Source organism: Bacteroides sp. L008 (assembly GCF_040812255.1).
In the GTDB taxonomy this organism is placed as follows: domain Bacteria; phylum Bacteroidota; class Bacteroidia; order Bacteroidales; family Bacteroidaceae; genus Bacteroides; species Bacteroides vicugnae.
Genome location: NZ_JBFNXO010000001.1, coordinates 3,515,001 through 3,540,894, shown reverse-complemented (window position 1 = coordinate 3,540,894; position 25,894 = coordinate 3,515,001). Strand labels below are relative to the sequence as shown.

Annotated in this window: 13 protein-coding genes, 2 tRNA genes and 2 rRNA genes (1 of these 17 running past the window's edge); 8 read left to right on the top strand and 9 right to left on the bottom strand. The window is 43.8% G+C overall.

Annotation, left to right across the window (positions count from 1 at the left end):
- Positions 1-29: 29 nt before the first annotated feature.
- From AB3G73_RS14155 to AB3G73_RS14140, 4 genes are all read left to right on the top strand, one after another.
- Positions 30-1,421 (top strand): SGNH/GDSL hydrolase family protein, encoded by a 1,392-nt coding sequence (locus AB3G73_RS14155; protein ID WP_367745434.1) that lies wholly within the window; start codon positions 30-32, stop codon positions 1,419-1,421.
- The gene (locus AB3G73_RS14150; protein ID WP_167511795.1) at positions 1,408-2,325 is read left to right on the top strand and encodes an SGNH/GDSL hydrolase family protein; all 918 of its coding nucleotides are present in this window, start codon (positions 1,408-1,410) and stop codon (positions 2,323-2,325) included. Before AB3G73_RS14155 ends, AB3G73_RS14150 begins: the two co-directional genes overlap by 14 nt.
- A complete protein-coding gene (locus tag AB3G73_RS14145; RefSeq protein WP_195649646.1) occupies positions 2,312-3,799 on the top strand; it encodes an MBOAT family protein in 1,488 nt (495 codons plus the stop codon). The genes AB3G73_RS14150 and AB3G73_RS14145 overlap by 14 nt, the downstream gene beginning before the upstream one ends.
- A gap of 86 nt (positions 3,800-3,885) precedes the next feature.
- Entirely contained in the window at positions 3,886-4,890 is a 1,005-nt protein-coding gene (locus AB3G73_RS14140) for an aldo/keto reductase (RefSeq protein ID WP_217722714.1), read from the top strand.
- A 32-nt stretch (positions 4,891-4,922) separates the two neighbouring features.
- Here AB3G73_RS14140 and AB3G73_RS14135 read toward each other — a convergent pair whose 3' ends face one another.
- The 9 genes from AB3G73_RS14135 to AB3G73_RS14095 all read right to left on the bottom strand — a co-directional run bounded on the left by AB3G73_RS14135 (position 4,923) and on the right by AB3G73_RS14095 (position 20,398).
- Entirely contained in the window at positions 4,923-5,747 is an 825-nt protein-coding gene (locus AB3G73_RS14135) for a transposase (RefSeq protein WP_258978598.1), read from the bottom strand.
- Between the two features lie 432 nt (positions 5,748-6,179).
- Positions 6,180-9,758: a glycosyl hydrolase gene (locus AB3G73_RS14130; RefSeq protein ID WP_298047254.1), complete on the bottom strand. Its 3,579-nt coding sequence runs from the start codon at positions 9,756-9,758 to the stop codon at positions 6,180-6,182.
- 15 nt (positions 9,759-9,773) lie between these two features.
- Entirely contained in the window at positions 9,774-11,018 is a 1,245-nt protein-coding gene (locus AB3G73_RS14125; RefSeq protein WP_217722708.1) for a glycoside hydrolase family 76 protein, read from the bottom strand.
- 39 nt (positions 11,019-11,057) lie between these two features.
- Positions 11,058-12,218: a SusE domain-containing protein gene (locus AB3G73_RS14120; protein WP_217722705.1), complete on the bottom strand. Its 1,161-nt coding sequence runs from the start codon at positions 12,216-12,218 to the stop codon at positions 11,058-11,060.
- Positions 12,219-12,266: 48 nt separating this feature from the next.
- Entirely contained in the window at positions 12,267-13,856 is a 1,590-nt protein-coding gene (locus AB3G73_RS14115) for a RagB/SusD family nutrient uptake outer membrane protein (protein ID WP_217722703.1), read from the bottom strand.
- Positions 13,857-13,965: 109 nt separating this feature from the next.
- Complete coding sequence (locus AB3G73_RS14110) at positions 13,966-17,019, bottom strand: TonB-dependent receptor (protein ID WP_234133947.1); 3,054 nt, start codon at positions 17,017-17,019, stop codon at positions 13,966-13,968.
- Between the two features lie 49 nt (positions 17,020-17,068).
- Positions 17,069-18,499: an L-fucose/L-arabinose isomerase family protein gene (locus tag AB3G73_RS14105; protein WP_234133948.1), complete on the bottom strand. Its 1,431-nt coding sequence runs from the start codon at positions 18,497-18,499 to the stop codon at positions 17,069-17,071.
- A 116-nt stretch (positions 18,500-18,615) separates the two neighbouring features.
- Complete coding sequence (locus AB3G73_RS14100) at positions 18,616-19,482, bottom strand: AraC family transcriptional regulator (protein WP_217722700.1); 867 nt, start codon at positions 19,480-19,482, stop codon at positions 18,616-18,618.
- 400 nt (positions 19,483-19,882) lie between these two features.
- A complete protein-coding gene (locus AB3G73_RS14095) occupies positions 19,883-20,398 on the bottom strand; it encodes an adenylate kinase (RefSeq protein ID WP_217722741.1) in 516 nt (171 codons plus the stop codon).
- Positions 20,399-22,107: 1,709 nt separating this feature from the next.
- On the opposite strand from AB3G73_RS14095, the gene AB3G73_RS14090 reads away from it, so the two are divergent.
- The 4 genes from AB3G73_RS14090 to AB3G73_RS14075 all read left to right on the top strand — a co-directional run.
- A 16S ribosomal RNA gene (locus AB3G73_RS14090) occupies positions 22,108-23,636 on the top strand.
- A 207-nt stretch (positions 23,637-23,843) separates the two neighbouring features.
- Positions 23,844-23,920: transfer RNA gene (locus AB3G73_RS14085), tRNA-Ile, on the top strand.
- A 58-nt stretch (positions 23,921-23,978) separates the two neighbouring features.
- Positions 23,979-24,055, top strand: a tRNA-Ala gene (locus AB3G73_RS14080).
- Between the two features lie 157 nt (positions 24,056-24,212).
- Positions 24,213-25,894, top strand: a 23S ribosomal RNA gene (locus tag AB3G73_RS14075); it runs 1,198 nt beyond the window's last position.
- The 16S and 23S rRNA genes sit together here with 2 tRNA genes alongside, the layout of an rRNA operon.

Here is a 25,894-nt window from a genome sequence, read left to right as displayed (position 1 = left end):
TTGCGGTCGTTTTGGATTTTAGGAACATGATGGAGATAATAAAGAATTATTTGAAATATTCGTTGTGGTTTGTACTGATTGTATTTGCAGCCTTACTCGGGCTTCATTGGCTTCCGGTATTGACTATTGACGGACACACGATGAGGCGTGTAGACCTTTTGAGCGATCTTCGTTACCCCGAATCGGAGACTGCCGCAGCTGATTCGGACAGCATCCCTTTGCCTCCTGTTGTAAAACCGGCTTTTGTGGATACCTGCCGTGCGGGCATGACTTGCATAGAAGATTACAGTGATTCCACCTTCCGGGGAATGGCTCCTTTCTATGAAGCACTCGACCGTGTCTCTTCCGCTGACTCCGCTGACAAACAGGTACGCATTGCCGTATTCGGAGACTCTTTTATCGAAGCGGATATATTTACGGCCGACTTGCGCGAAATGCTTCAGAAACAATTCGGCGGTTGCGGTGTAGGTTTTGTCACCATCACTTCCATGACCAGCGGTTATCGTCCTACGGTGCGGCATACATTTGGCGGATGGTCCAGCCATGCGGTAACAGACAGCGTGTATTTCGACAAGAAGAAACAAGGAATTTCCGGACACTATTTCGTCCCCCGAAACGGAGCTTATGTAGAACTGCGCGGACAAAATAAATATGCCTCCCTGCTCGATACTTGTCAGCGTGCCTCCATCTTCTTTTATAATAAAGATTCTGTTCTTCTTTCTGCCCGTGTGAACAAAGGAGAAAACAAGAATTACTCTTTAGCTCCTTCCGATGGATTGCAGCAAATTCAGGTGGACGGACGTATCGGTTCTATCCGTTGGACAGTAGATCGTGCGGACTCTACCCTGTTCTATGGCTTGGCAATGGATGGAAAGAAAGGAATCATTCTCGATAACTTCTCGTTGCGTGGCAGTTCCGGTCTTTCCCTGCGTGGTATTCCGGTACAAATGCTGAAGCAGTTTAACCGCCAACGTCCTTATGATCTGATTATCCTCGAATATGGCTTGAATGTAGCTACCGAACGGGGGCGCAATTATGATAATTACCAGAAAGGATTGATTACTGCTATCGAGCATCTGAAAGAATGTTTCCCACAAGCGGGAATCCTGTTGTTGAGTGTCGGTGACCGTGATTATAAAAACGAAAACGGTGAACTCCGCACTATGCCCGGTGTCAAGAATCTGATTCGTTATCAGCAGAACATAGCTGCCGAAAGCGGCATTGCATTCTGGAATATGTTTGATGCAATGGGTGGAGACGGCAGTATGGCAAAACTCGTCCACGCCAAACCTTCTATGGCAAACTATGATTATACGCATATAAACTTCCGTGGCGGTAAACATTTGGCAGGATTACTTTATGAAACCATGATCTATGGTAAGGAACAATACGACAGGAGGCGTGCTTATGAGAAGGAGTAATCTGCTGTTCATCTTTGTTCTTATTTTCTCCGGTCTGTTAAGTAGCCCTTGTTTTCTTACAGAAACAATTGCGCAAGACCGTATGCCTGTATGCCCTCCATTGGGAAAGACTGCAAAGCGGATAAAGCCTTTACGGGAAATGAATTGGGCGAATGATACGATCAACGTACAAATAGCCTTCCCTGCAGCTTTTCGCGAAACCGGACGGAATGAGATTATTGACAGCATTGCTCTGTTGGCTCCCGTCTTTGAACATCTCCGCCAGGTACGTGCCGGACTCTCCGAAGATACAGTCCGCATCGTTCATATTGGCGATAGCCACGTGCGTGGACATATCTATCCTCAAACCACCGGTGCCCGTTTGACAGAAACCTTTGGCGCCATTTCTTATATTGATAAAGGCGTCAACGGAGCTACTTGCCTAACATTTACCCATCCGGATCGTATTGCCGAAATTGTTGCTTTGAAACCCGAATTGCTGATTCTCTCTTTCGGAACCAATGAAAGCCATAACCGGCGTTATAATATAAATGTGCACTACAATCAGATGGATGAACTTGTGAAACTGTTGCGCGACAGTCTTCCTAATATCCCTATTCTTCTGACTACCCCTCCCGGTTCCTATGAAAGTTTCCGGCAACGGAGGCGTAGACGCACGTATGCCATCAATCCCCGTACGGCAACAGCAGCGGAAACCATCCGCCGTTATGCAAAAGACCATCGCCTGCTCGTGTGGGATATGTACGATGTAGTCGGAGGGAAGCGTCGTGCCTGCACCAACTGGACAGAGGCAAACCTGATGCGTCCCGATCATGTACATTATTTACCTGAAGGATACATCCTGCAAGGAAATTTATTATACCAAGCACTTATACAAGCATATAATGACTATGTTTCCCATTGATATAGATTTCAGTAGACTAAAAGAGGTACTTACCTACGATCCGCAAGCCCCGATGATATTCAGCAGCGGTATCTTCCTTTGGCTGTTCGCTGCTTTCATGGTGGTGTATGTGTTGTTACAACGTAAATACACTGCCCGTATCTTGTTTGTCACCCTCTTTTCCTATTATTTCTACTACAAGAGTAGCGGCACATATTTCTTTCTGCTTGCTATAGTCACCGTTGCCGACTTCTTTCTTGCACAGCTAATGGACCGTGCAGAGGGGTATTGGAAACGTAAAGGATTAGTCGCTTTGAGTCTGAGTGTCAATCTGGGACTTCTTGTCTATTTCAAATATACCAATTTCCTCGGTGGAGTGATAGCGTCATTGATGGGAGGAGAGTTTACCGCTCTTGATATATTCCTGCCGGTCGGTATCTCCTTCTTCACTTTCCAGTCGTTAAGCTACACCATCGACGTTTACCGGAGAGATATAAAGCCTTTGACTAATCTTCTGGATTATGCTTTTTACGTATCTTTCTTTCCCCAGTTGGTAGCGGGACCTATCGTGCGTGCCCGCGACTTTATCCCGCAAATCCGGAAACCTCTCTTTGTTTCGCAGGAGATGTTCGGCCGCGGAATCTTTCTGATCGTATCCGGTCTTTTCAAGAAAGCCATTATCTCCGATTATATCAGCATCAACTTTGTAGAACGTATTTTTGATAATCCTACTCTCTATTCGGGGGTTGAGAATCTGATGGGAGTGTATGGTTATGCTTTACAGATTTACTGCGACTTTTCCGGATATAGTGACATGGCTATCGGTATCGCTTTATTGTTGGGCTTTCATTTCAATCTCAACTTTAATTCTCCTTATAAGTCTGCCTCCATTACCGAATTCTGGCGTCGTTGGCACATCTCTTTGTCCAGTTGGCTGCGGGATTATCTGTATATCTCTTTAGGAGGAAACCGGAAAGGCAAGTTCCGGCAATATCTGAATCTTATCATTACCATGTTTCTGGGTGGATTGTGGCATGGTGCATCTTGGAACTTCGTTCTTTGGGGAACTTTCCACGGTGTTGCTTTAGCATTGCATAAAATGTGGATGACTATCACCGGGCGTAAGAAAGGAGAACAAAGTTATGGTTGGCGGCGTGTGTTCGGAGTGATTATTACTTTTCATTTTGTCTGCTTCTGCTGGATTTTCTTCCGTAATGCCGATTTTCAGAACTCAATGGATATGCTGGGACAGATATTCACTACTTTCCGTCCGCAACTGTTCCCACAGTTACTTGAAGGATATTGGAAAGTATTCGCATTAATGTTGCTCGGCTTCCTGCTTCATTTTGCTCCCGATAGTTGGGAAAATGCAGCTTGCCGGGGAGTGATCCGTTTACCGTTCGTAGGAAAAGCAGTATTGATGGTAGCTTTGATTTACCTTGTTATTCAGATGAAGAGTTCGGAGATTCAGCCGTTTATTTATTTCCAGTTCTGATCCGCCTTCTTTTTAATATCCGGTTGAAGCCGTAATTGGAATATTTTTCCTTTCTTTGTGAAAGGAAAATATAAACATTCTGCTTTATGGAAAACTCTTTCAGTTATCAGCCGGCAGCCGGTCGCTACGAACAGATGCCATATAAATATTGTGGCAAGAGTGGCTTGCAGTTACCCCTAATCTCTTTGGGATTGTGGCATAATTTCGGTAGTGTGGACAATTTCAATGTAGCAACCGACATGATTAAGTATGCTTTCGATCACGGTGTTACTCATTTCGACTTGGCAAATAATTACGGCCCCGCTCCCGGAAGTGCCGAAGTAAATTTCGGGCGAATCTTGAAAGAGAACTTTCAAGGCTACCGGGATGAAATGATTATCTCTTCCAAAGCCGGTCATGAGATGTGGGCAGGTCCTTATGGCGGAAATAGCTCTCGAAAAAATCTGATGGCGAGCATTGACCAAAGTCTCTGCCGGACAGGTTTGGAGTATTTTGATATCTTTTATAGTCATCGTTATGACGGAGTCACTCCGGTCGAAGAAACCATTCAGACATTGATTGATATTGTGAAGCAAGGTAAAGCATTGTATATCGGAATTTCTAAATATCCTCCCGAACAAGCCCGTGTTGCCTATGAGATGATGGCAAAAGCCGGTGTTCCTTGTCTTATCAGCCAATATCGATATAGTATGTTCGATCGTGCGGTTGAGGCTGAATCACTTCCTTTAGCAGCGGAGTACGGTTCCGGCTTCATAGCTTTCTCTCCTTTGGCACAAGGATTATTGACCGATAAATATCTGAACGGCATTCCGGAAGGTTCCCGTGCTGCCCGTTCTTCGGGTTTTCTTCAACAATCTCAAGTGACGCATGAAAAGGTAGAAGCTGCCCGTCAATTAAATGAAATAGCCCGCCGCCGTGGGCAAACGCTGGCTGAAATGGCTTTGGCATGGGTGCTGAAAGACGAAAGAATGACATCAGTGATTGTAGGTGCAAGTTCTGTGAATCAGTTAGCCGACAATTTGAAAGCGCTGGAACATTTGGAGTTCACGGCAGACGAGTTGAAAGAAATAGAGCAAATTTTACCCGGATAAATTCAGGCGCATCGGCAGATGTCCGTGGCAAGCTAACCAAAGATACGACTCACACGAAACAAGAAGAAAGTGTAGTCTGACACTCCATGTAGCTTCGCCCTGAATCTCTTCAATTTTGAATTGAGTGATTCGGCAGCAGCATTTGTAGATCGGTTAATGAAGTAATTCAATACCTGCTCCTCTCTGGACTTGATCAAGTCACGTGCGGCTTTCACTTCTCTCATAGTACATTCTGCCACTTTTTGATACCACCCGTGCAGTCTCTTTGTTGCTTCTTCCCTTGACAGCTTTGAACGGAAGACAGCCCGAAGCGAATCTACCAGTTCATAGGCTTCCTTAATTTTAGGGTATAACCCAAACAAAAGTGCAGCCCTTGTCTTTTGGCTGTCACTCCATTTGTCTCTGCTCATTGAGAGAAGATGCTTGCTTTTAGTGATTAGCTCCACCTTGGTCTCTCCATTGTCGAGCGTTGTAGGACGAAATGCAGAGTTGCCTCTTATAGGTTTACGGCCACGTTTCTTCCCCTTATATTTCTTCGGATGTCTCTTTCTGTAATACTTTCGCTGTTTGCGGTTGCGCTCCTGTTTCTTCTTAAAATCGGCACGCTCTTTGTTTTGCTCCGTAATGGCCAGACGTTTTTTCCGAAGACGGATTTCCTCCGTCGCGTCACGAGTGCGCTTGATGATATGGAAACAGTCTATCACTATGGTTGCATTTGGAAATGCTTTCTCTGCTCTTTCAGCTCTTTCAATTAAAGTATGATTGTGTAAGATTGATTCGTATATCTGATTCCCATATAAAAATGTTCCACCATGTACGCTAATCTTACGGGAAGCGGGCGGGATTTGGAGACACAATGCTCGTATTTCATTTTAGAGCTATCAAGAAATCTTTCTACTATTCTTTATGGGCAGTGATAATTGTATAGCTAGTCGCATTTACGGTCAAACATAAGGGGGCAGGGGGGGAAGCCTCACCCGCTATATATAAGCAATGGATTCAGCGGTGGACCGAAAGCATTTTTCAGTATCATCTCCCTATGCTGTTTATCTCACAGGGCTTCCGTACATTCACCGCAGGGCTTTCGTTCATATTCCGAATCCCTTTCGCTCGCGTGCGGAAAGAATGAAAGATAGATAATATATTAATCAGCTGTATAGCAAACACTTATCAAACATAAACAATATATTATCTAACAAGAAGGCTCTAAGAAAAAACGCAAATGCCGAGACATACGCTTGAATTAAGTTCAAGACATACATCCCGACACAATGATTTTACCAACAAAATCACTCGGTCAACAGAATCCTAACAGGACCCAAGATGCCCGATTCAAGAGAACCACAATAGCGGGAAGGAGTCGAGCTATAGTGATTGCCTGAAGTATTTATCACAAAGACCTCGATCAAATTATCACCTTGATTCACTTTATCTGAAATGTCGAATACGTAGGGAGCTGCCAATCGCAAGCCCACTTCTTGTCCATTTACCTTCAGCCGAGCAGTAGAAACCACCTTACCCAAATCCAACATCATCTGTCCTTGTACAGGTTTGTCTACCTTAAGGTGGTATCGATACCATGCACCACCGGAATACTTCGTCAATCCTTCTATTTGCGACCAATCACCTATTCTGATGATTCCTTCCGAGCAAACCTGTTCGATCGGTCCATCAATAACACTACCATCGGCATATCCCCATGGCTCGTCTACCTTGATTATCACTCGTGAAGGTTCGAGTTGTTTCTCTGGCAAATCGGCTCGAATCATCATTAAGCCATCTGTATATGTTTTCAACACATTCATTTTGGCCTCAACTCCATTGACCGTAACTTTTGCTTTTCCATACGAAGAGAACAGCAGAGATTCCAGTCCTGGAGCAGAAAGGAAGGTAAAACGTCCTTTTGTATCAGCCTGCTTACGCGTATCAAATAATAACAGAGACCTATCACCACGGAACTTCATCCGAAGAGGAGTCTCAGCAAGTGTACGTGCTTCAATGTCCGGTTCTGCTTTCCGAAGAGCAAAGCGTGAAACTCCGTAGCTGCTGAAATGCAACAAGATTTCATTAACTCCTTTTTTCAATTTCAAAGCAGAAACATCTGAAGTCTTTTCTCCATTCAGATAAATCGAGGCTGGGCGCATTTCTCCATATTCGGCCATATACATACCTTCCTCCGGTGCCATCACACGTGTAAAGAAATAATAGTTTTGTTCACCATTATCCTCCTTCATACGTTGTATTTCATTGGCATTCCACGTGGGCACTTTCTTTCCGACACGGATAAAATCATCATACATTTTAGCCTTCAGGCCATGCCATCCCTGGTGTCCGTAATCATGCTCCACACCCCATCTCCAAGAGAATTCATAGGGTTGCCATGTGTACTGGACTCCATTGACATTGACCATAAATTCATCTTTTGTCAACGATGTAAGAAGTTTCTCCGGCTCTATTTCCGGGACTGCACCCAGCATAAGCATCTTTGTACCAAATGTAAATGTACGCATGACGGGCTCTCGGCCTAAATCATTCGTGTAGTTAGCCTGGTATATCATAGCCCCCACTTTTCCATTATAAGCTGGCAATAAGAAGTCACCGTAGGTATTATCAAGGGTAGGAACAATCTCAAAATTCCACTCATCATTCAATAACCGTCGTTCTTTCATCTGCTTCTCGGCCATAGGCTCTGCGACCTGAGCTTTTCCTTTCGGATCGAAACAAATGACATAAACGTCACTTGACTCTTGCGACACGTAGAGCACTGTACCTTCTTTTGTCACACGCTGAGCAGAAATGGAGCGAATCGTGCCATCCCACGGATTCCACAAAGTGACTGCACCGTGTGCGCGGAAGAAACACTCTCCACCTTTCGATACATTGTATACAAAATAGAAGTCCTTGCCGTCAATATAACGATGTTGGAAATAGGGAATATCCTTGACCGGATAGCCGGATAGCACTCGGAAGTCGCGAGGCATACTTCGGTCAATAATTTCAGTTACCTGCTGATAATTGTCAACTTGATATATATTATTCTTGCTATCATCATTAAAAATGGCTTCCAACAATTTCTCCACAGGTTGAGTCATACGTCCTTTTTCTGTCGCTTCCGGACGTTCACCAATGTTAATAATAATTCCACCATTGCGCTTAAACTCCAGTATTTTCTCTAATGACGAATGACGAATGGCCTTCATCGAAGGAATGACAAGCACCTTAAAATGCTCGCCTGCAATGTTCAGGCACTGATTCTTCACTTTACAGCGAGCCAATGACTCATAGTCCATGAAATCGAAATCAAATCCATTTCGATACAAATAATCACCTGCATCAAAGGCCGTCTTCACACAATCATCGCCATAGCCTGCCACTACCGGCTCCACAGGATAGAGCACAGCTACGTCAGCCCGATGATACCCTTGAGAAAGAATATAGCTCAATCGCTCCGTACAAGTGAGCAATGGTTGCATTTCTTCCCAATAAGCCTCATGGATATGATTACATGGAGGTGCCCACTCCCACCAGCCGCCCATTGTGCTGTAATAGAAACCATGCAGACTCAGAATATTTTGCCCCAATGCGTAGTTAGCAAATATAGCATCATACAGTTGGTCGGTATTGGTTGACCATCCACTGCTATGGAATCCTTCTAACCAAACCCGTTGACGTTCGTACAAATGCGAGATAGAGGCTGCCACTTTATCCTTGACTATATCTTTCTGAATGTAGGGTTGGTCACATCCCGGAGCCTGATTCCAACGTTGAGTCCGGAAATAATCACCAAATTCCCCCACATCCTTTCCTCGACCGCCATGGTCACAACCAAACAATAATCCCCTTTCATTATGCCAATTGTATAACGGAATAAAGAAATTCTCTTCACTCAGGCTGACAAGCACATCATTGAAATCAAGACGAACGGCAGGAGTTTTTTCGCCTATATCCATGTATAAAGCATCCAGCAAAGGAGCTACGTCATAACCTTTCCGCTTCTGAAATTCTGCTCTAAACGTATCGTTCCACAAGAATCCGGAAAGGTTAAAGCTCAACTCATCAGAAAAAAAGAAGTTCAATCCCGATTGAGCAGAATTGGGAACATGATCCTCAAACTTCTGGAAGAAATGGCGCACATAACTCTTTCCCGAGCGAGGATTCATCGGATCTAATGAGGGAATTACCCGCTCGGCACGAACTTCGGATACAATCATCTTGTCCCAACCGGAGTTCCATTCCACCTTTCCATTCTTGGCACATGACAACAGTTCCTTTCCCGGCAACTCAAGTTCTCCATTTTCCTTCAGCTTATAGGCTGTTAAAGAGAGAGGGAGCTGTTCGTATTCATGAGAGAATTTTCCACCGACAATCGTATCACGGCTAAATTGAAGTTTGGAACCGTGCAAAGACGGGTCTTCGTTCAACATATCATCTACGTAAGACCCCTGCCCCACGCCCAATGTGTAATCGCTCAAGCTGACGCTCATATTCCGCTTCTTTGCTTCCTCAAGAAACCACTTGAAGAGTTCCCACCATTCATCTGTAAAAATGGCAGGCTGAGAAGGAAGAGTCTTACCATAGGTAATACCTCCCCTGTCACTGTGAGCATAATTGATTTGCAAGCTACTAATATGCATATCTTTCAGCTTGTCCAAATGCCACGAGAGGTGCTCGCGAGTGATTGTATCTCCCATCCACCAATAGAAAGGAACTTCTCCATATCCCTTGGGAGGAGTCTGGAACTTTCCTTTAAGGTTGGTTATTTTGTCTCGCTCGGGATATCCCGGTGGAGTCGACTGCGCAATAGCGCAGTCGACAGCTGTCATTCCCAGGAAATAAAGGCCGATAATGGATTGTATAACTTTCTTCATTCCTTATACCTAATATTAGTTACGTATTTTACCGTCTCTTTGATAAAGTGCAATAGATGCAAATGCTTCCAGATACACACTTTGATTAATCAAGTAGCTGATGTTACCGGGATTGTTTGCATCGCCTTGAATGTTCTGATAGAAGAAACCTTCAGCCGTCCGTTTATTCTTGTATACCCAAGTAACATAACTAGTGTATGCGTTAATGTATTGTTTAGCACGTGAATAATAAGGAGCTAAAGCCAAATAAGCACGGAACAACTTTATGTTAGATCCTGTGAATTCCCCAGGGAAGAGCAAAACACCGTCTCCATATACTACGAAATGATTGAAAGAAGCATCTGCACTCAGAATGGCATTGTCCAAATACATACGGTCGCCAGTCAGTTCGTAAAGCAACACGCCACACTGCATCACCATTCCTGTAATTGCAGGGTCCTTTGCCTTATTGATCGTTCCGTTGTCTTGAATATCACCCCAATAGAGATAATCTTTATCTTGCAACACATCGGTCATCCAATTATATACACTTGTTGCTGTGCCCAATATGCTTTCATCTTTCATCCCATCCGGACATGCCTTATAATATTTCAGCAGAGCCACGGTAAACGGACCATTCGTACAAATGGGTTTGTATTTTTTGCCATTGGTCGGGTCGCGACGTGCTTCATTCCACCAAACTCCTCCGCCCAGTTCGTCATCCAAACCTGTATAAATGAAATCTATAGTAGCCTTTGCCTGTTGCAAATACTTCTCATCCTTGGTCTTTTCGTAAGCATCAACCAAATTAATTGCTACCCAAGCGTTGTCATCATAATAGCGGTCGCCCGTTTTATTTCCACTATTCACTTCACCAGCTGTTCCAGATGAGTAGCCAGGTGTTTTATACTCCACTCCAGTGAAATAATGGATACCATTTCCATCGGGTTGCCAATAACGTTGGTAGTTTTCCACTCCATACACATAGTTGACATCGTAACCTAAATCATCCATTAGTGTCACAGCCGACATATACCAGTCGTACGGCCAAATGAAAGAACAAGCAGGGTCATTGGATTTTTTTGGCGCATTCTCCTGCATAAGCCCCTTATGCGTTCCGTCCGTAATCCGATAGTTCTTTTCGATTATATCAAACACTTCCTTAGCGATTGCGCTATAATCCATCTTTGTTTTACCGCCGGAGACAACTTCATCATCCGTATCTTCGCACGAACAAAACATAAGTGGCAGCGTGCACATCAGTAACAATATTCTTTTCATAATGATAATCTATTAATCGTTTCTTTTAAAGTTTTCGTCTTACTCAGCAAGTTCAATAGAGTGGTACATTTTACCATCTTCTCCTGCGAAAATATTAATATGGCACAACTTGTCACGAAACACATCGCGCATCATCCAGAACACATCACGATAGTAGTTCCACAGTTCCTTATCGTTTATCAAGAAATAAGAAAGCGGAGTGGAATTAGTAGGTGCATTTGCCTGCTCGTTGTTACGCCAATGATATTCTGTTCCGTTCACCTTAGCTACAAAATAGTAGCGTCCGTCATCGTGGTATTCGCCAGCGCCCCACCAAGGATTACGATGTATAAAGTTCGGAGTAACAGTCAGCGTAAACACTCCGCCTTCGGTGTAATAGAAAGGTGAAGGTGCGTTGTAGCCGTTCGATTCGTCAGCTCCAAAGACTTGGTCTGTATCACGCCAAATAGCCCTCAGCTCCGTTACAGTTCCAAAACTCAAAGAGTTGTTATTCAAATCTACGATGATTCGAGTAGCATACTCGTCCGTAGACGTCACCTGTATAGAGCCTTCTCCTTCTTGATAGATATTCTGAACATTGTTGAAATAAATTTGAGTGGCTGTTTCGTTGGTTCCATCTTTCAGATAGATTTCTCCATCTGTCAACTTGGTATAGATGACAAACACACCTTCTTCTCTCTTACCGAATATACGTCCACCTTGTCCTCCATTCTCCGTGGCACTTCCATAAAGGTAAAGTTTTTCAGGCATCTCTGATAATCCGTTATAACGAGTTATTTTAATCTCCTTTCCCGGTTTATACAATTCACTTTTGTCTCCTTTTGACGTTCTTACTGTCCAGATTACACCGACCGTTTCACCCGGCTTAGCTCCTGCCAACTTAGCAATATTATTCAGTTGAGCATGTTGCATCGTCACTCGTTTAACACCACCCAAATCGCCTACTTGGGTATAGAGCGGAGAAGAGAAATCTCCCCCTTTTTTGTCGAACAGGACTTCATACTGTACATACATTCCGTCATCGGCACCACCGCCTTCCCAACTGAACAACACTTTCTTAGTCGACCCGGATACAAGTGTAACCTCTTCGGGTGAGAAGATTTCGTCCGGCAAGGAGAAATTGATATTCAGTTCACCATAATCTTCCGCACATGAACACAGTATGGAAGTTATAAATAGAAATATCGCTATCTTTTTCATTATTGTTTCGTTTAAACAGATGAATATAAAATTGAAATTCTCTTAGGTTTACCAATTGGAGTTCTGTCCCAAATTCTTGTTAAGTAGTCTTTCAGCTTCGGGAACAGGCCACAAATAGTGTTTGTTCTTATCAAACTTTCTTTTCTCTATGATACGATATCCGTTCATCATGATAGAGCCAGATTCTCCGGTATATTTGCCCAAAGCATTTCCGTTGAGCACATCTTCTGCAATCCTCCAACGAATGATGTCGGTGTAGCGCAGTCCCTCCAAAGCCAATTCGCATCTTCTTTCACGACGCACAATATCAATCAATTCTTCTTTCGACTTGGATGACGGGAAATCCAATGCTCCAGCTTCTGTAAATCCTGCTCTTACTCGCAACGGACGGATGGTCTTGTTCCAAACTTCCTCAGTGAGTTTGTTTTGCTCGGCCATAGCCTCTGCGTACATCAGCAGAATATCAGCGTAACGCAGGTAGATGATATTCAGTCCTGAGCCATTACCTCCAGCCACTAAATTGTAGTCATAATACTTCCGTGTGTAATATCCCGTAGGAGTGGCTCCACCATTGGTAAAGGCTTGGTCTCTTCCGGATTCCGTGTCAATCGGTGATCCTCCGGGATAGCTGTGTCCATGATAAACAATCGTTGAAGCCAAACGCGGGTCACGATTTTCAAACTCATGTGCAAGAGTCCATCCCGAACCGTCATCTGTACGCTGCTTTCCGTTCAGCATAATATAATCATCTACCAAAGACTGGAGAGGAGCTACCACGCAGTAACCACCCATAGTGGGAGGCATCATATCCAGGACATTGCTATGTTCTCTGACTGATCTTGCATATTGCACATCGATGATTACCTCCTTGCTGTTTTCATTATCGGGGCTAAAGATCTCCTCGTAAGTGGAACACAATTCACATCCCGAATCCTGCATGAATTGCTTCGTAACCTTTTCCAGTTCCGTCCAATTGTTTTGGCTCAGATGGATACGAGCAATCATACCCATAGCTCCCCACTTCGTAATGCGTCCGAGGTTGTTTGCATCATACGATTCCGGCAACATATCGTTATCCAGCACTTCTTGCAACTCAGCCAATATATTGTTGATTACCGTTTCCTTGGGAGTACGTCCGATAGACTGTGATTCTGGAATGGTCAGTGTATGCGTAAAGTAAGGTATATCCCCAAAACGTATCACCAACTCATAGTAAGATATAGCCCTCAGCACCTTGGCTTCGCCGATGTATTGTTTCTTCAGCGTTTCGCTCAATCCCGGGACTTTATCAATATTGTCCAATACTTTGTTACAAAGTCTAATACCTCCATATCTTCCACTCCAAACACCGCGCACAAATCCATCTTCCACCGTAAAAGTACCGTTTCCGATAAATGCCGGATAGCTGGCATCGCTCTTGTTGGAATAGGCATTATCACTCATGGCATCCCTATAGAATATCTCATGAGGATTTGTCAGCCAAGGATAACAGGTATTTATTGCTATTTCAGCCGCATTGGGTTTGCCCCAGAATGTTAGGTCTGTATCTGTATCATAGGGAGTAGTATCTATGTCTACACATGATGTTGTCATGATTAAAGAGCACAATGATGCTATTTTGAATATATTATTCTTCATATTGTTTCTATTTAAGTATTTAGTTCTTTAGTCCTTCTTCTGTAAGTTCTTGCAACGCTACAGCTCTGAAGTTAGCGACTCGCGAACTCATCATCTTACAAACTTATAATTAAAACTTAAGATCGACTCCTATCGCGAAAGTCTTAGTCACAGGATAAGTACGTCCTGAACCTTCTCCAAACTCAGGGTCCCATCCAGTATCCAACATTTTAGAGAATGTGAACGGATTCTGAACACTGGCGAAGACGCGCAAATGCTGTGCAAAGAATTTCTTCACGATGTGGTGCGGGAATGTGTATCCCAACTGAATGTTCTTCACGCGGAGATAGGCTGCATTCTGAAGCCAGAACGTAGAGTTCTGATAGTTATTGGCTGCTTCGGCAATGGTCGCTGTCAGACGCGGATAGCTGGCGTTCGGATTGGTTGGTGTCCAACGGTCAATGTGTCTGTTCAACACTGGACCAGTGTTATTGTTGTGGAAGGCTTCTACTGCTTCACCTCTCAGCCATGCTGTACGTTTTGCTACACCCTGCAAGAAAATGGCAAAATCAAGTCCTTTCCACTCTACGTTGTAATTGAATCCGAAAGTATAGCGCGGATCACGCGTGCCCAGCACAAACTTATCGTTTTCGGGAGTTATCGAACCGTCACCATTTTTATCAACAAACTTGATGTCACCCGGTTTCACATTAAATGAAGGAGTGGCGCTTTCGAAGATTTCCTCTTCATTCTGGAACAGGCCGTCTGCTTTGTATGCATAGTATGCCCATATCGGAGAGCCTTCGCGCAAGATGTTAATGTTACTGATTTTTTCCTCACCACGCAAGCTAACCACTTTGTTTCTACTATCAGAAACATTGGCAGCCAATTTGTGATGAACTTCGCCTGTATTGAAGCGGTAATTCACGTTCAATTCCCATCCCTTAGTGCTTACGATACCGGCATTTTGATTGGGGTCTCCACCTCCGTATGTTGTAGGAGTGGGAAGTTGGAGAAGTATATCTTTAGTCCTATTGAAGAAGTAGTCAAATGTCACATTCAAGCGATTATCCAAGAATCCCAAATCGACACCGACATTAATCATACGGGTGATTTCCCATTTTAGCATTTCGTTTGCTGTTCCGTAGCCCAACGTCATAACCGGTCTGTCACCGAACATATATCCGCTGGGAGAAGTTGAAATAACCGATTGATAACTGTATCGGCCGATACGGTCGTTACCCAGCATACCGATAGAAGCTCTCAATTTAGCAGAAGGAAGGATGCTGCTCAATTGGCTATCTTGATAGAATTTCTCTTCAGACATTCTCCATCCCAATAGCAAAGAAGGGAATACTCCGCTACGTCTGCCTTTTTTAAATTTAGAAGAATGGTCGTTACGGATGTTGAAGTCTACCAAATAACGGTCATCATAGTTGTAAGTAGCTCGTCCAACAACTGAGTACAGCGCATCGTCTCCGGCTCCTCCAGAGTTAGTCATACGCAAGGTTTCTGAACCTACCACTTCACCTCCGAGCACATCGTATCCGGCTTCCGGAATTTTAGTACCATCTGCTCCACGGTCAGTATAAATACTAGAATCATGATTACCCTCATAAGCAAATCCAGCCATCACATCAAAAGAATGTTTGCCAAACTGACGCTGATAATCCAAGAATACGTTGGTGGTCAATCTGTATGTACGACCTGCCGATTCACACATCTGCCAAGAGATATCGGTAGAGCTTTCTTCGATAATGGCATGACGATTAGTGTGAGAACGAGTATTGTTGATATTGGTTCCGGCAGATGCTTTCAAGGTCAACTTATCAAAGATATTCCATTCACCATTGATAACGCCACCGACTTCATCGTAAGAACTGAGGTTATATCCACCTTTTTCCAATCGACCCAACGGGTTGTGTGCGTACGACTGCGGATATTGAATTTCATCTCCTATCTTAATCTCATAGATAGGCGGAGTACGGACAGACTGCTCAATAATCCACTCTTCCCAATAAGCAGTGCTTCGCGTTTCTCTACGATTATAGAACGTATTTACACTAAATTTCAGTCGTTTATTGAACTCATGTGACAGATTCAAACGAACATTGAAGCGTTTTGCGCCGAAATTGTCATTGTTGACAAACAAGCTCTCTTGGTTGCCGTAAGCAGCAGACAGGTAATAGGTGGTTTTATTCTCTCCACCCGTCAGGCTGATACTGTGAGTCTGCATGGGAGCATTGTTCTTATAGATATGATCTATCCACTTACAGTTAGGAGCAGTTCCATTCTTAAAAGCGGCAATCTGATCAGCCGTAAATTCCGGAGCAAGTCCAGAGTTAATCAAGGCTTCGTTACGCAACTCTGCATACACCCATGAATCCGCTAAATCTGGCAATCCGGTAGGGGTATTCCATCCGTAACGGAATTCATAGTTAATGCTTGACTTTTTCGGTGCTCCTTTTTTAGTTGTAATCAGGATAACACCGTTTGCTCCACGTGAACCGTAGATAGAAGCTGAAGCATCTTTCAATATTGATATCTGTTCAATATCACTGGTGTTAAGAAGGTGCATATCTCCTTCAACTCCATCAATCAGCACCAACGGATTGTTATCGTTCAGTGTATTGAGTCCTCGAATGTTGACATTCAGCGTCGAGCCCGGTTTAGAGGTAGGCTGCGTGATAATCAGGCCCGGTGTGGTTCCCTGCAAGGCTTCAGTTACCGAGAACACCGGTTTACCTTCCAGTTGTTCTATATCAACCGTAGCTACTGCACCTGTCAGGTTAATCTTTTTCTGAGCAGAATAACCAATGGTCACCACTTCGTCCAATTTATTCACATCTTCTGCCAGTCCGATTCTGAGATGCGAATTGTTTCCCACTGTTTTCTTAACGGTTCTGTAACCTACGTAAGAGACTTGAATTACATCTTGCGATTGAGCCTTTAGCGAGAATGTTCCATCCATTCCGGTAATCACTCCGTTGGAAGTACCCTGAACGGATACCGAAGCTCCGATTAACGGTTCATTGCTGTTTTCATCAAAAACAAGACCCGTAATCACTCTTGTCTGTGCCAGACCTATGGAAGGCAGGCAAAATAGCATCATGACGGCGTAGAAGATTTTCCAAGTATATTTGTATCTTTCTACCCCATTACTGTTGATTTCTTTTAACTTCATAAGGCTTTTAAATTAGGTATTAGCATAATATGTTTTGGTATTCTCTGTATCAGCAAACCCTCACCACAGGGATATTCAGCAAGAAGGCCACTTTTTCCAGTTTGTCTGCCACATGGGCGACTCCGATGGCGCAATGATGAGAGGGACCCGCCTTGCTCCATTTATCCATAAAGACCCGCGCGCCGCAGCTGAAGCGGTAGCGGCTGTTGGTGTTTCCTATCTGAAGTGTGGAACCTTCCACCGATTCGCCCTCGGCGACGAGCAGGAACACACCGTCTTTTCCTTCACAAACAGACAGGAAGGTGACGTCTCCATGCTTGACACTCATCTGTATGGAAAGGCCTTTTCCCGGCTTTCCGTGGTAGATAGGGAGGGGAACCAGTTTCACCCGACCTTCGGCTATGGCAAAATGTGCCGGACCATCGTGTCCCCACATGACCACATCGTCGTTGAAATCCATGGCATAGGGCTCTGAGAACGAACCACCTGCACCCAGCAGCGACATGATTTTCATCGCTTGCACATTCTTCACTTCGCATTCACCGGCCACAGGAATTCCCTTTCCGGTAAGCAATGTGTTTCCTGCAATAACAGAGGTCACGATGTTCTCATATTCATTGCCGGAATAGCCTTCATAGTAGTAGGCCATAGATCCAAGATTGTGTGCAGCTATCAGTTTGTCCAAAGCAACGGATGTACGCGCAGCGCGTTCCAACTCATAAGCCTCACACTCTGCCACGACATCAAACTTATCGTTGAATTCCTGCAACTTATCCTTCAACTCGTCCTCTGTCACTGCATCACGATAAGCTTTCAGTTCGCACATCTCCACCTGTTCGATATGGGTGCCAAACACGGCGGATTGCATCGTGGTGTCCGTATACACGTCCAGCATACCGCAATAATAATGTCCGAGAATGCCCATGCGGTTCTCACGCATGCCTTTGACAGCACGTGCTGCGTCAATCCATGCTTCGATTTCTTTCCACACTGCGTCTTCCTGCAAGTATCCGGTGATGATGTCATAACGGATGCCGGCCCGATTGAACACACAAGCAAACTCCGGTGTGGAACATGCCTGACAGTGGGCAAGCCATTCGTCGGTCATTTCGCCACGATCACCCATATTGTTAATATAAGTGTAGTCGATGGCAGGGACAGGTTGTACGTTCAACAATACGACCGGAACTTTGACGCGCTGTGCGATAGGTAGAAGTGTAGACGACAAGGCGTATGTCGAAATGAAGATGAAAGCAATCTCCACTCCATTGTTTTGCAAGAGGGCAGCGGCATCCACTGCCTTTTGAGGTGTATCTACCATTCCGGCATCTACCACATCGGCACGGAGTCCATTCATTTTCTCCTTGATTTCTTTCTGATAGCCCTGCAAACGGGGAAGGAGCCCTTTGAATTGTCCCCAATAGGTATCAAGACCCACTCCGATTAATCCAACTTTAACAGTCGATTGCGTTGTTTCCATACATATTTGCGTTTTTAAGTTCGTTTGTACGCGCAAAAGTAGGATGGAATTGGAATGTAGAACCTTGTTTTTTGATTTAAGACCCTTGTTTTTTGAGAAAGCTATTTTAAAACATACTATTCCCGAAAATCGCTCGGCTTCTTGCCCATTCTCTTTTTGAACAGTGTGGAGAAATAATCGGGTGATTCGAAGTTCAGCGAGTAGGCTATTTCTTTGATGGATAGCGAAGTGGTACAGAGCAACTCTTTGGCTCGTTGCAGTTTCAAGTCTTGGAAATAGTGGGCGGGCGACAATCCCGTGTATTCCTTGAACTGTTTCCGGAAGGTAGAATAGCTGAATCCCAGCCTATCGGCAATTTCTTGTATGGTGAGCGCGGTTTCCATCTCTTCACGCATGATGATACGCGCCTTGTCTATCTTTTCAGACGGCAATCGGTTCTTGTTCAGCTGGATATTCCTATCCAAGCTATACATCAGTCCCAAGAGATGATTGGTGATTCCGGCCAACATTTGCTGAAAGTAGGCTTTCTCATGTTCCGCTGCTTCGATGGCCTTCCGATAGAGATGAATGATTTCATCGTTCACCCCGACATCGAATATCGGCGATTTTTTCCGTAGGAATCCTTGCTGCACTCTATTGTCTATGTTTGTCCCCTTAAAGCCTATCCAATATTGCTTCCAGCCGACATTGACGTCCGGAGCATAAGTATGCCACTCATCGGGGAACAGCAGAAACATCGTCCCTGCCTTGACAGAGGTGGTCTCCACGCTTTGTGTTCTGAATGTGCCACTTCCTTCGGGGATATAAACCAACTGATAATCTTGTAACACTCGTCCTTTCTGAGGGTCGAAATAGTAGCCCTGCTGATGGTTGGCTGTGGGATATTTCATTCCTTTACCAATCGTTTCACATCCCACGGTAGTGATGGAGAGCCCCCACAGTAGATCGCGTTCATTCTCTACGATGTATTTTATTTCTTTCATGGTTCGTATTTTTAAGCCGACAAGGGAACTGCGTTTTCTGACTTATCAATCGGTTTCGCAAAGCTACAGAATTTCACCCAAAGAACCATAAATTTTGCTAAAAATTTGTTCCATCTGTGAACGATAAAAATAGGGGGAAAATAGGAAAGCCCTTCCACTCGCGTCCCGAAGCCCTGCGGCTGACGAGCGAAAGGGCTGCGGGGCAATTGCCTATTTAGAAACTGTTTTGATTTTATCGTCTAATGGTTTGAGATGCTTTTTCGAGGTATATTTTTCAACTTGATGAGGAAGATAGCGGGCTATCTGACGAAGAAAATTGGAAAATAGAACTAAAAAATTCAGCCTGATTCATATTTCAGTGGGATCTTAAAGTTTGAGTAATTTTTGTGTTTCTGGAAGATTATATATTATCTACATTTACTTGATACCCCTTGTCTATCAAGATGTAGTTATACCCTCTTGATATGCATTGCTCTAAATTGTGTCTATTAGTTTTACTCATTTCTTCAAAGGGAGTATCTGTTGACAGTCTTTTTTCTATGATACTCTCATATTTTAAAATGTCCTGAAAATTGTGTTTTATGTATTCTTGGCTAAATATGAGGCAGATGTATTTCATTTGTTGCGTGTATTCTTCTGTAAAGTCCTTTTCCCAGCCAAAAGGGATATAGCATCCTTCGATGATTATATTTTGAGAGTTCTCAATACAGTTTTTTATGATCTCCTTAATAATAGGCCATAGGTAATCTGTGAGTTCAGAGTCGCTACTTTCGGTAGAGAGTTTACATTGTCCGCTTCTGATAAGTCCCATTTTTAAGTGGTCTATTGATAAATAGGGATATTGGTATTTCTCCAGCAGCTTTTGTGCTAATAGAGTTTTCCCGGTGTGTGTATCTCCTGCAATTAGAATAACCATAATTTTATATAATGTATATCTTTCCAAATGTTTTTCGCTCTATTTGCAAATATGGGAAAAGTTCTGTTCATTACGGTGCATACTAGAAATGATTTTTCGTTTTCATTTCTCATGTTCTCATAATATACGTAATAATCATCTGTAAATCAGATATGTAATACTATGAGAAATAAAATAGGAAATGGTATTTCTCATAGTATTACCAGCATTTTGTCCACAAAACAAGGTGTTTCTCATAGCTTTTCAAGGCATTTCTCATAATCTTTCGTAGGGCAAAGAGGCTTTTGTAATAGATTCAATGCTACATATTCAGTTCTGTATTGATTAATAATATATTATAAAGCGTTTCTGGAAGTGTATGGAGTAGGTATTCGTATGTTTTCCTACCGGTATCTGAATCGTTCCACTAGAGTGGAAAGGTCTGTTCACTAGAGTGGATAGAACCGTTTACTCCAGTGCAATGATCTGTTCACTAGAGTGCAACGATACGAATAGTGGTAGGAAGAAATAACAATGATTAGGGAAAAACATAAAGGTATAAGGTGAATAACATACAGGAAAGCAGTAAATAGCAAGAAGTTGCTTAATAAAACCGAAGAAGGAAAGGAGTAATCGTAAATCCGACAAAAGTCCGGAAAAACTACAGTTATACTGTATGAGAAATGAGTAAAATGTATAGACGGAGTATGAGAATACTATGAGAAATGGTTTAAACCCTATGAGAAATGCTCTATTTTACGGACTAAATCATGAAACAGCTATGAGAAATGCCCTTTCGTGTTTTATTTCTCATAGTATTATCTATTTGATTTACAGTTGATTATTATGTATATTATGAGAACATGAGAAATGAAAAAGAAAAATCCTTTTCAGTAAACTGAAGATTCTACGTATCATTCTCATACCAGTATCATATTAAGGAATCAAACTAAGGAATGGAATCCACTATAAAACCACTATCTCTTATATTTGTCTTTCTTTCCTCTTATTTTAATGAACTGATTCTTTAATTGCTCCCTAACGCAAACTGATCCCCGGCGCACTTACGCGCCCGCGTGTGATATAATAATGTGTATTTCTCTTCTTGTTTCCGCGCACAATCTATCTGTAACTTAAAAATATGTTCTACAACATCGTTCTTCCTCAGCACTTTAGCAAATGTATTCAAAAATAATTAGAAAAAATAGTTTGATATATTTGGATTGTATACCAAAAGGGGCTACTTTTGCACCCGCTTTCCAAGAGAAGAAAGCCTTGAAAAATTGACTTAGTGAAAAAGCGGAATCCCACTTAAAGAAAAGAACAAAAAACTTCCGAAAAAGTTTGGATAGTACTAAATAAAGTTCTTATCTTTGCAGTCCGATTCGCAAAGAAAACCGGCGAGTTCTTCTTTCATACATTCTTTCCCTTTCGCATAGAGAGCCAGAGAAATTGAGTAAAAAGAAAAACTGAAAAAAAACTTCCGAAAAAGTTTGGTAGTTAAAAATAAAGCCCTTACCTTTGCACCCGCTTTTAAAACGAAAGCAACAAGTTCTTTGAAATATTGATAAACAATACAAGTAGTACAAGTAAAAAATAGAACCGTCAATACTTGTCTTATTCAGTAGCGATACAGTTAAGACTAACAGGTATTTGAATAAGGTCAATAAAATTACGGCGTCCTGAACAGAGCAAAAAGATCATCTTAACGGATGATAAAAAATACTTTTACAATGAAGAGTTTGATCCTGGCTCAGGATGAACGCTAGCTACAGGCTTAACACATGCAAGTCGAGGGGCAGCATTTCATTTTGCTTGCAAAGTGAAGATGGCGACCGGCGCACGGGTGAGTAACACGTATCCAACCTGCCGATAACTCGGGGATAGCCTTTCGAAAGAAAGATTAATATCCGATAGCATATCAATCCCGCATGAGATTGATATTAAAGAATTTCGGTTATCGATGGGGATGCGTTCCATTAGTTTGTTGGCGGGGTAACGGCCCACCAAGACTACGATGGATAGGGGTTCTGAGAGGAAGGTCCCCCACATTGGAACTGAGACACGGTCCAAACTCCTACGGGAGGCAGCAGTGAGGAATATTGGTCAATGGACGTAAGTCTGAACCAGCCAAGTAGCGTGAAGGATGACTGCCCTATGGGTTGTAAACTTCTTTTATATGGGAATAAAGTATTCCACGTGTGGGATTTTGTATGTACCATATGAATAAGGATCGGCTAACTCCGTGCCAGCAGCCGCGGTAATACGGAGGATCCGAGCGTTATCCGGATTTATTGGGTTTAAAGGGAGCGTAGGTGGATTGTTAAGTCAGTTGTGAAAGTTTGCGGCTCAACCGTAAAATTGCAGTTGAAACTGGCAGTCTTGAGTACAGTAGAGGTGGGCGGAATTCGTGGTGTAGCGGTGAAATGCTTAGATATCACGAAGAACTCCGATTGCGAAGGCAGCTCACTAGACTGTCACTGACACTGATGCTCGAAAGTGTGGGTATCAAACAGGATTAGATACCCTGGTAGTCCACACAGTAAACGATGAATACTCGCTGTTTGCGATATACAGTAAGCGGCCAAGCGAAAGCATTAAGTATTCCACCTGGGGAGTACGCCGGCAACGGTGAAACTCAAAGGAATTGACGGGGGCCCGCACAAGCGGAGGAACATGTGGTTTAATTCGATGATACGCGAGGAACCTTACCCGGGCTTAAATTGCATTTGAATATGTAGGAAACTATATAGCCGCAAGGCAAATGTGAAGGTGCTGCATGGTTGTCGTCAGCTCGTGCCGTGAGGTGTCGGCTTAAGTGCCATAACGAGCGCAACCCTTATCTTCAGTTACTAACAGGTCATGCTGAGGACTCTGGAGAGACTGCCGTCGTAAGATGTGAGGAAGGTGGGGATGACGTCAAATCAGCACGGCCCTTACGTCCGGGGCTACACACGTGTTACAATGGGGGGTACAGAAGGCAGCTACCTGGTGACAGGATGCTAATCCCAAAAACCTCTCTCAGTTCGGATCGAAGTCTGCAACCCGACTTCGTGAAGCTGGATTCGCTAGTAATCGCGCATCAGCCATGGCGCGGTGAATACGTTCCCGGGCCTTGTACACACCGCCCGTCAAGCCATGAAAGCCGGGGGTACCTGAAGTACGTAACCGCAAGGAGCGTCCTAGGGTAAAACTGGTAATTGGGGCTAAGTCGTAACAAGGTAGCCGTACCGGAAGGTGCGGCTGGAACACCTCCTTTCTGGAGTGATGCCGTAAACGATGTAATTCTGCATGAATAATGTAAAATACAACATCGTAAAAAAAAGTGACTTTAAAGGTTCTGTTTTTGTACTACTGGTACTTGTTTATTTATAATATATAGATCAACCATCTATAGAAGTATAGATAGAGATAAACAAGAGAAAAAAGAAGCCGAGTCTAACATACAGGTAGACAAGGTTGAACTAGTCCTATAGCTCAGTTGGTTAGAGCGCTACACTGATAATGTAGAGGTCGGCAGTTCAACTCTGCCTGGGACTACCAAGCTCAAGAACGAAGGAATGACGCGTCAGCGGAATGCAGCAATTCTTGATAACCTCTTGGGGGATTAGCTCAGCTGGCTAGAGCATCTGCCTTGCACGCAGAGGGTCAACGGTTCGAATCCGTTATTCTCCACCATCTCTGAAAAAGAGAAACGATCTTTGACATGATGTACAAAAAGTAAAATTTTAGTAAGAGCTAAAAGTATATATCAAACCGTACGTGTTCGAGTATGCAATATTGATAGAAGGAAGCAATTCCAATACCAATACCAGTACGAGAATAAAACGTTTGAAAGAAAGTAAGCAAGGGCGCATGGCGGATGCCTTGGCTCTCGGAGGCGATGAAGGACGTGATAAGCTGCGATAAGCTTCGGGAAGGTGCAAATAACCTTTGATCCGAAGATTTCCGAATGGGACAACCCGGCATTCTGAAGGAATGTCATCCAACCTAGTTGGAGGCTAACACAGGGAACTGAAACATCTTAGTACCTGTAGGAAAAGAAAATAATAATGATTCCCCTAGTAGTGGCGAGCGAACGGGGATTAGCCCAAACCAATGTTGTTACGGCAATATTGGGGTTGTAGGACCACGATATCGCAAGAACTTTAGTGAGAAGAACCCTTTGGAAAATGGGACCATAGACGGTGATAGTCCGGTATTCGAAGCTAAACGAAGCGTAGTGGTATCCTGAGTAGCGCGGGACACGAGGAATCTTGCGTGAATCTGCCGGGACCATCCGGTAAGGCTAAATACTCCCGAGAGACCGATAGCGAACCAGTACTGTGAAGGAAAGGTGAAAAGCACTTCGAATAGAAGAGTGAAATAGTCCCTGAAACCGTGCGCCTACAAGCGGTCGGAGCTTTGTAAGAAGTGACGGCGTGCCTTTTGCATAATGAACCTACGAGTTACTTTTTCCGGCAAGGTTAAGTGTCTTAAGACATGAAGCCGAAGCGAAAGCGAGTCTGAACAGGGCGATTAGTCGGAAGGAGTAGACGCGAAACCAAGTGATCTACCCTTGGTCAGGTTGAAGGTTAGGTAACACTAACTGGAGGACCGAACCGATAAGCGTTGAAAAGCTTCCGGATGAACTGAGGGTGGGGGTGAAAGGCTAATCAAACTTGGAGATAGCTCGTACTCCCCGAAATGCATTTAGGTGCAGCCTTGGGAATTACTACTGTGAGGTAGAGCGACTGATAAGATGCGAGGGCTTCACCGCCTATCAAGTCTTGATAAACTCCGAATGCGCAGTAGTTCGATCCCAGGAGTGAGGGCATGGGTGCTAAGGTCCATGTCCTAAAGGAGAAGAATCCAGACCATCAGCTAAGGTCCCCAAATAATTGCTAAGTTGAACTAACGAAGTCAGATTGCTAAGACAGCTAGGATGTTGGCTTGGAAGCAGCCATTCATTTAAAGAGTGCGTAACAGCTCACTAGTCGAGGAGTTTGGCGTGGATAATAATCGGGCATCAAGCAATTTACCGAAGCTATGGGATCCGTAAGGATCGGTAGGGGAGCATTCCACTCTGCGTCGAAGGTGAAGCGTGAGCTTTGCTGGAGCGTGTGGAAAAGCAAATGTAGGTATAAGTAACGATAAAGGGGGTGAGAAACCCCCTCGCCGAAAGACTAAGGTTTCCTGATCAACGCTAATCGGATCAGGGTTAGTCGGGTCCTAAGGCTCAGCCGAACGGTGAGGCCGATGGCAGAACAGGTTAATATTCCTGTACTACCTTAAAGAGTGACGTGGAGACGGAGGAGTGACAGCGCCGCGGACTGACGGAATAGTCCGTTGAAGGGTGTAGATGTTGATTGCGGCAGGCAAATCCACCGCAAGAGTCGAACCTGATAGTATACCGAATTCTTCGGAATGAGGTAATAGTGCGTGTAAACATACTCCCAAGAAAATCCGCTAAACTTAATCTTTAAGGTACCCGTACCGCAAACGGACACACGTAGTCGGGTTGAATATACTAAGGCG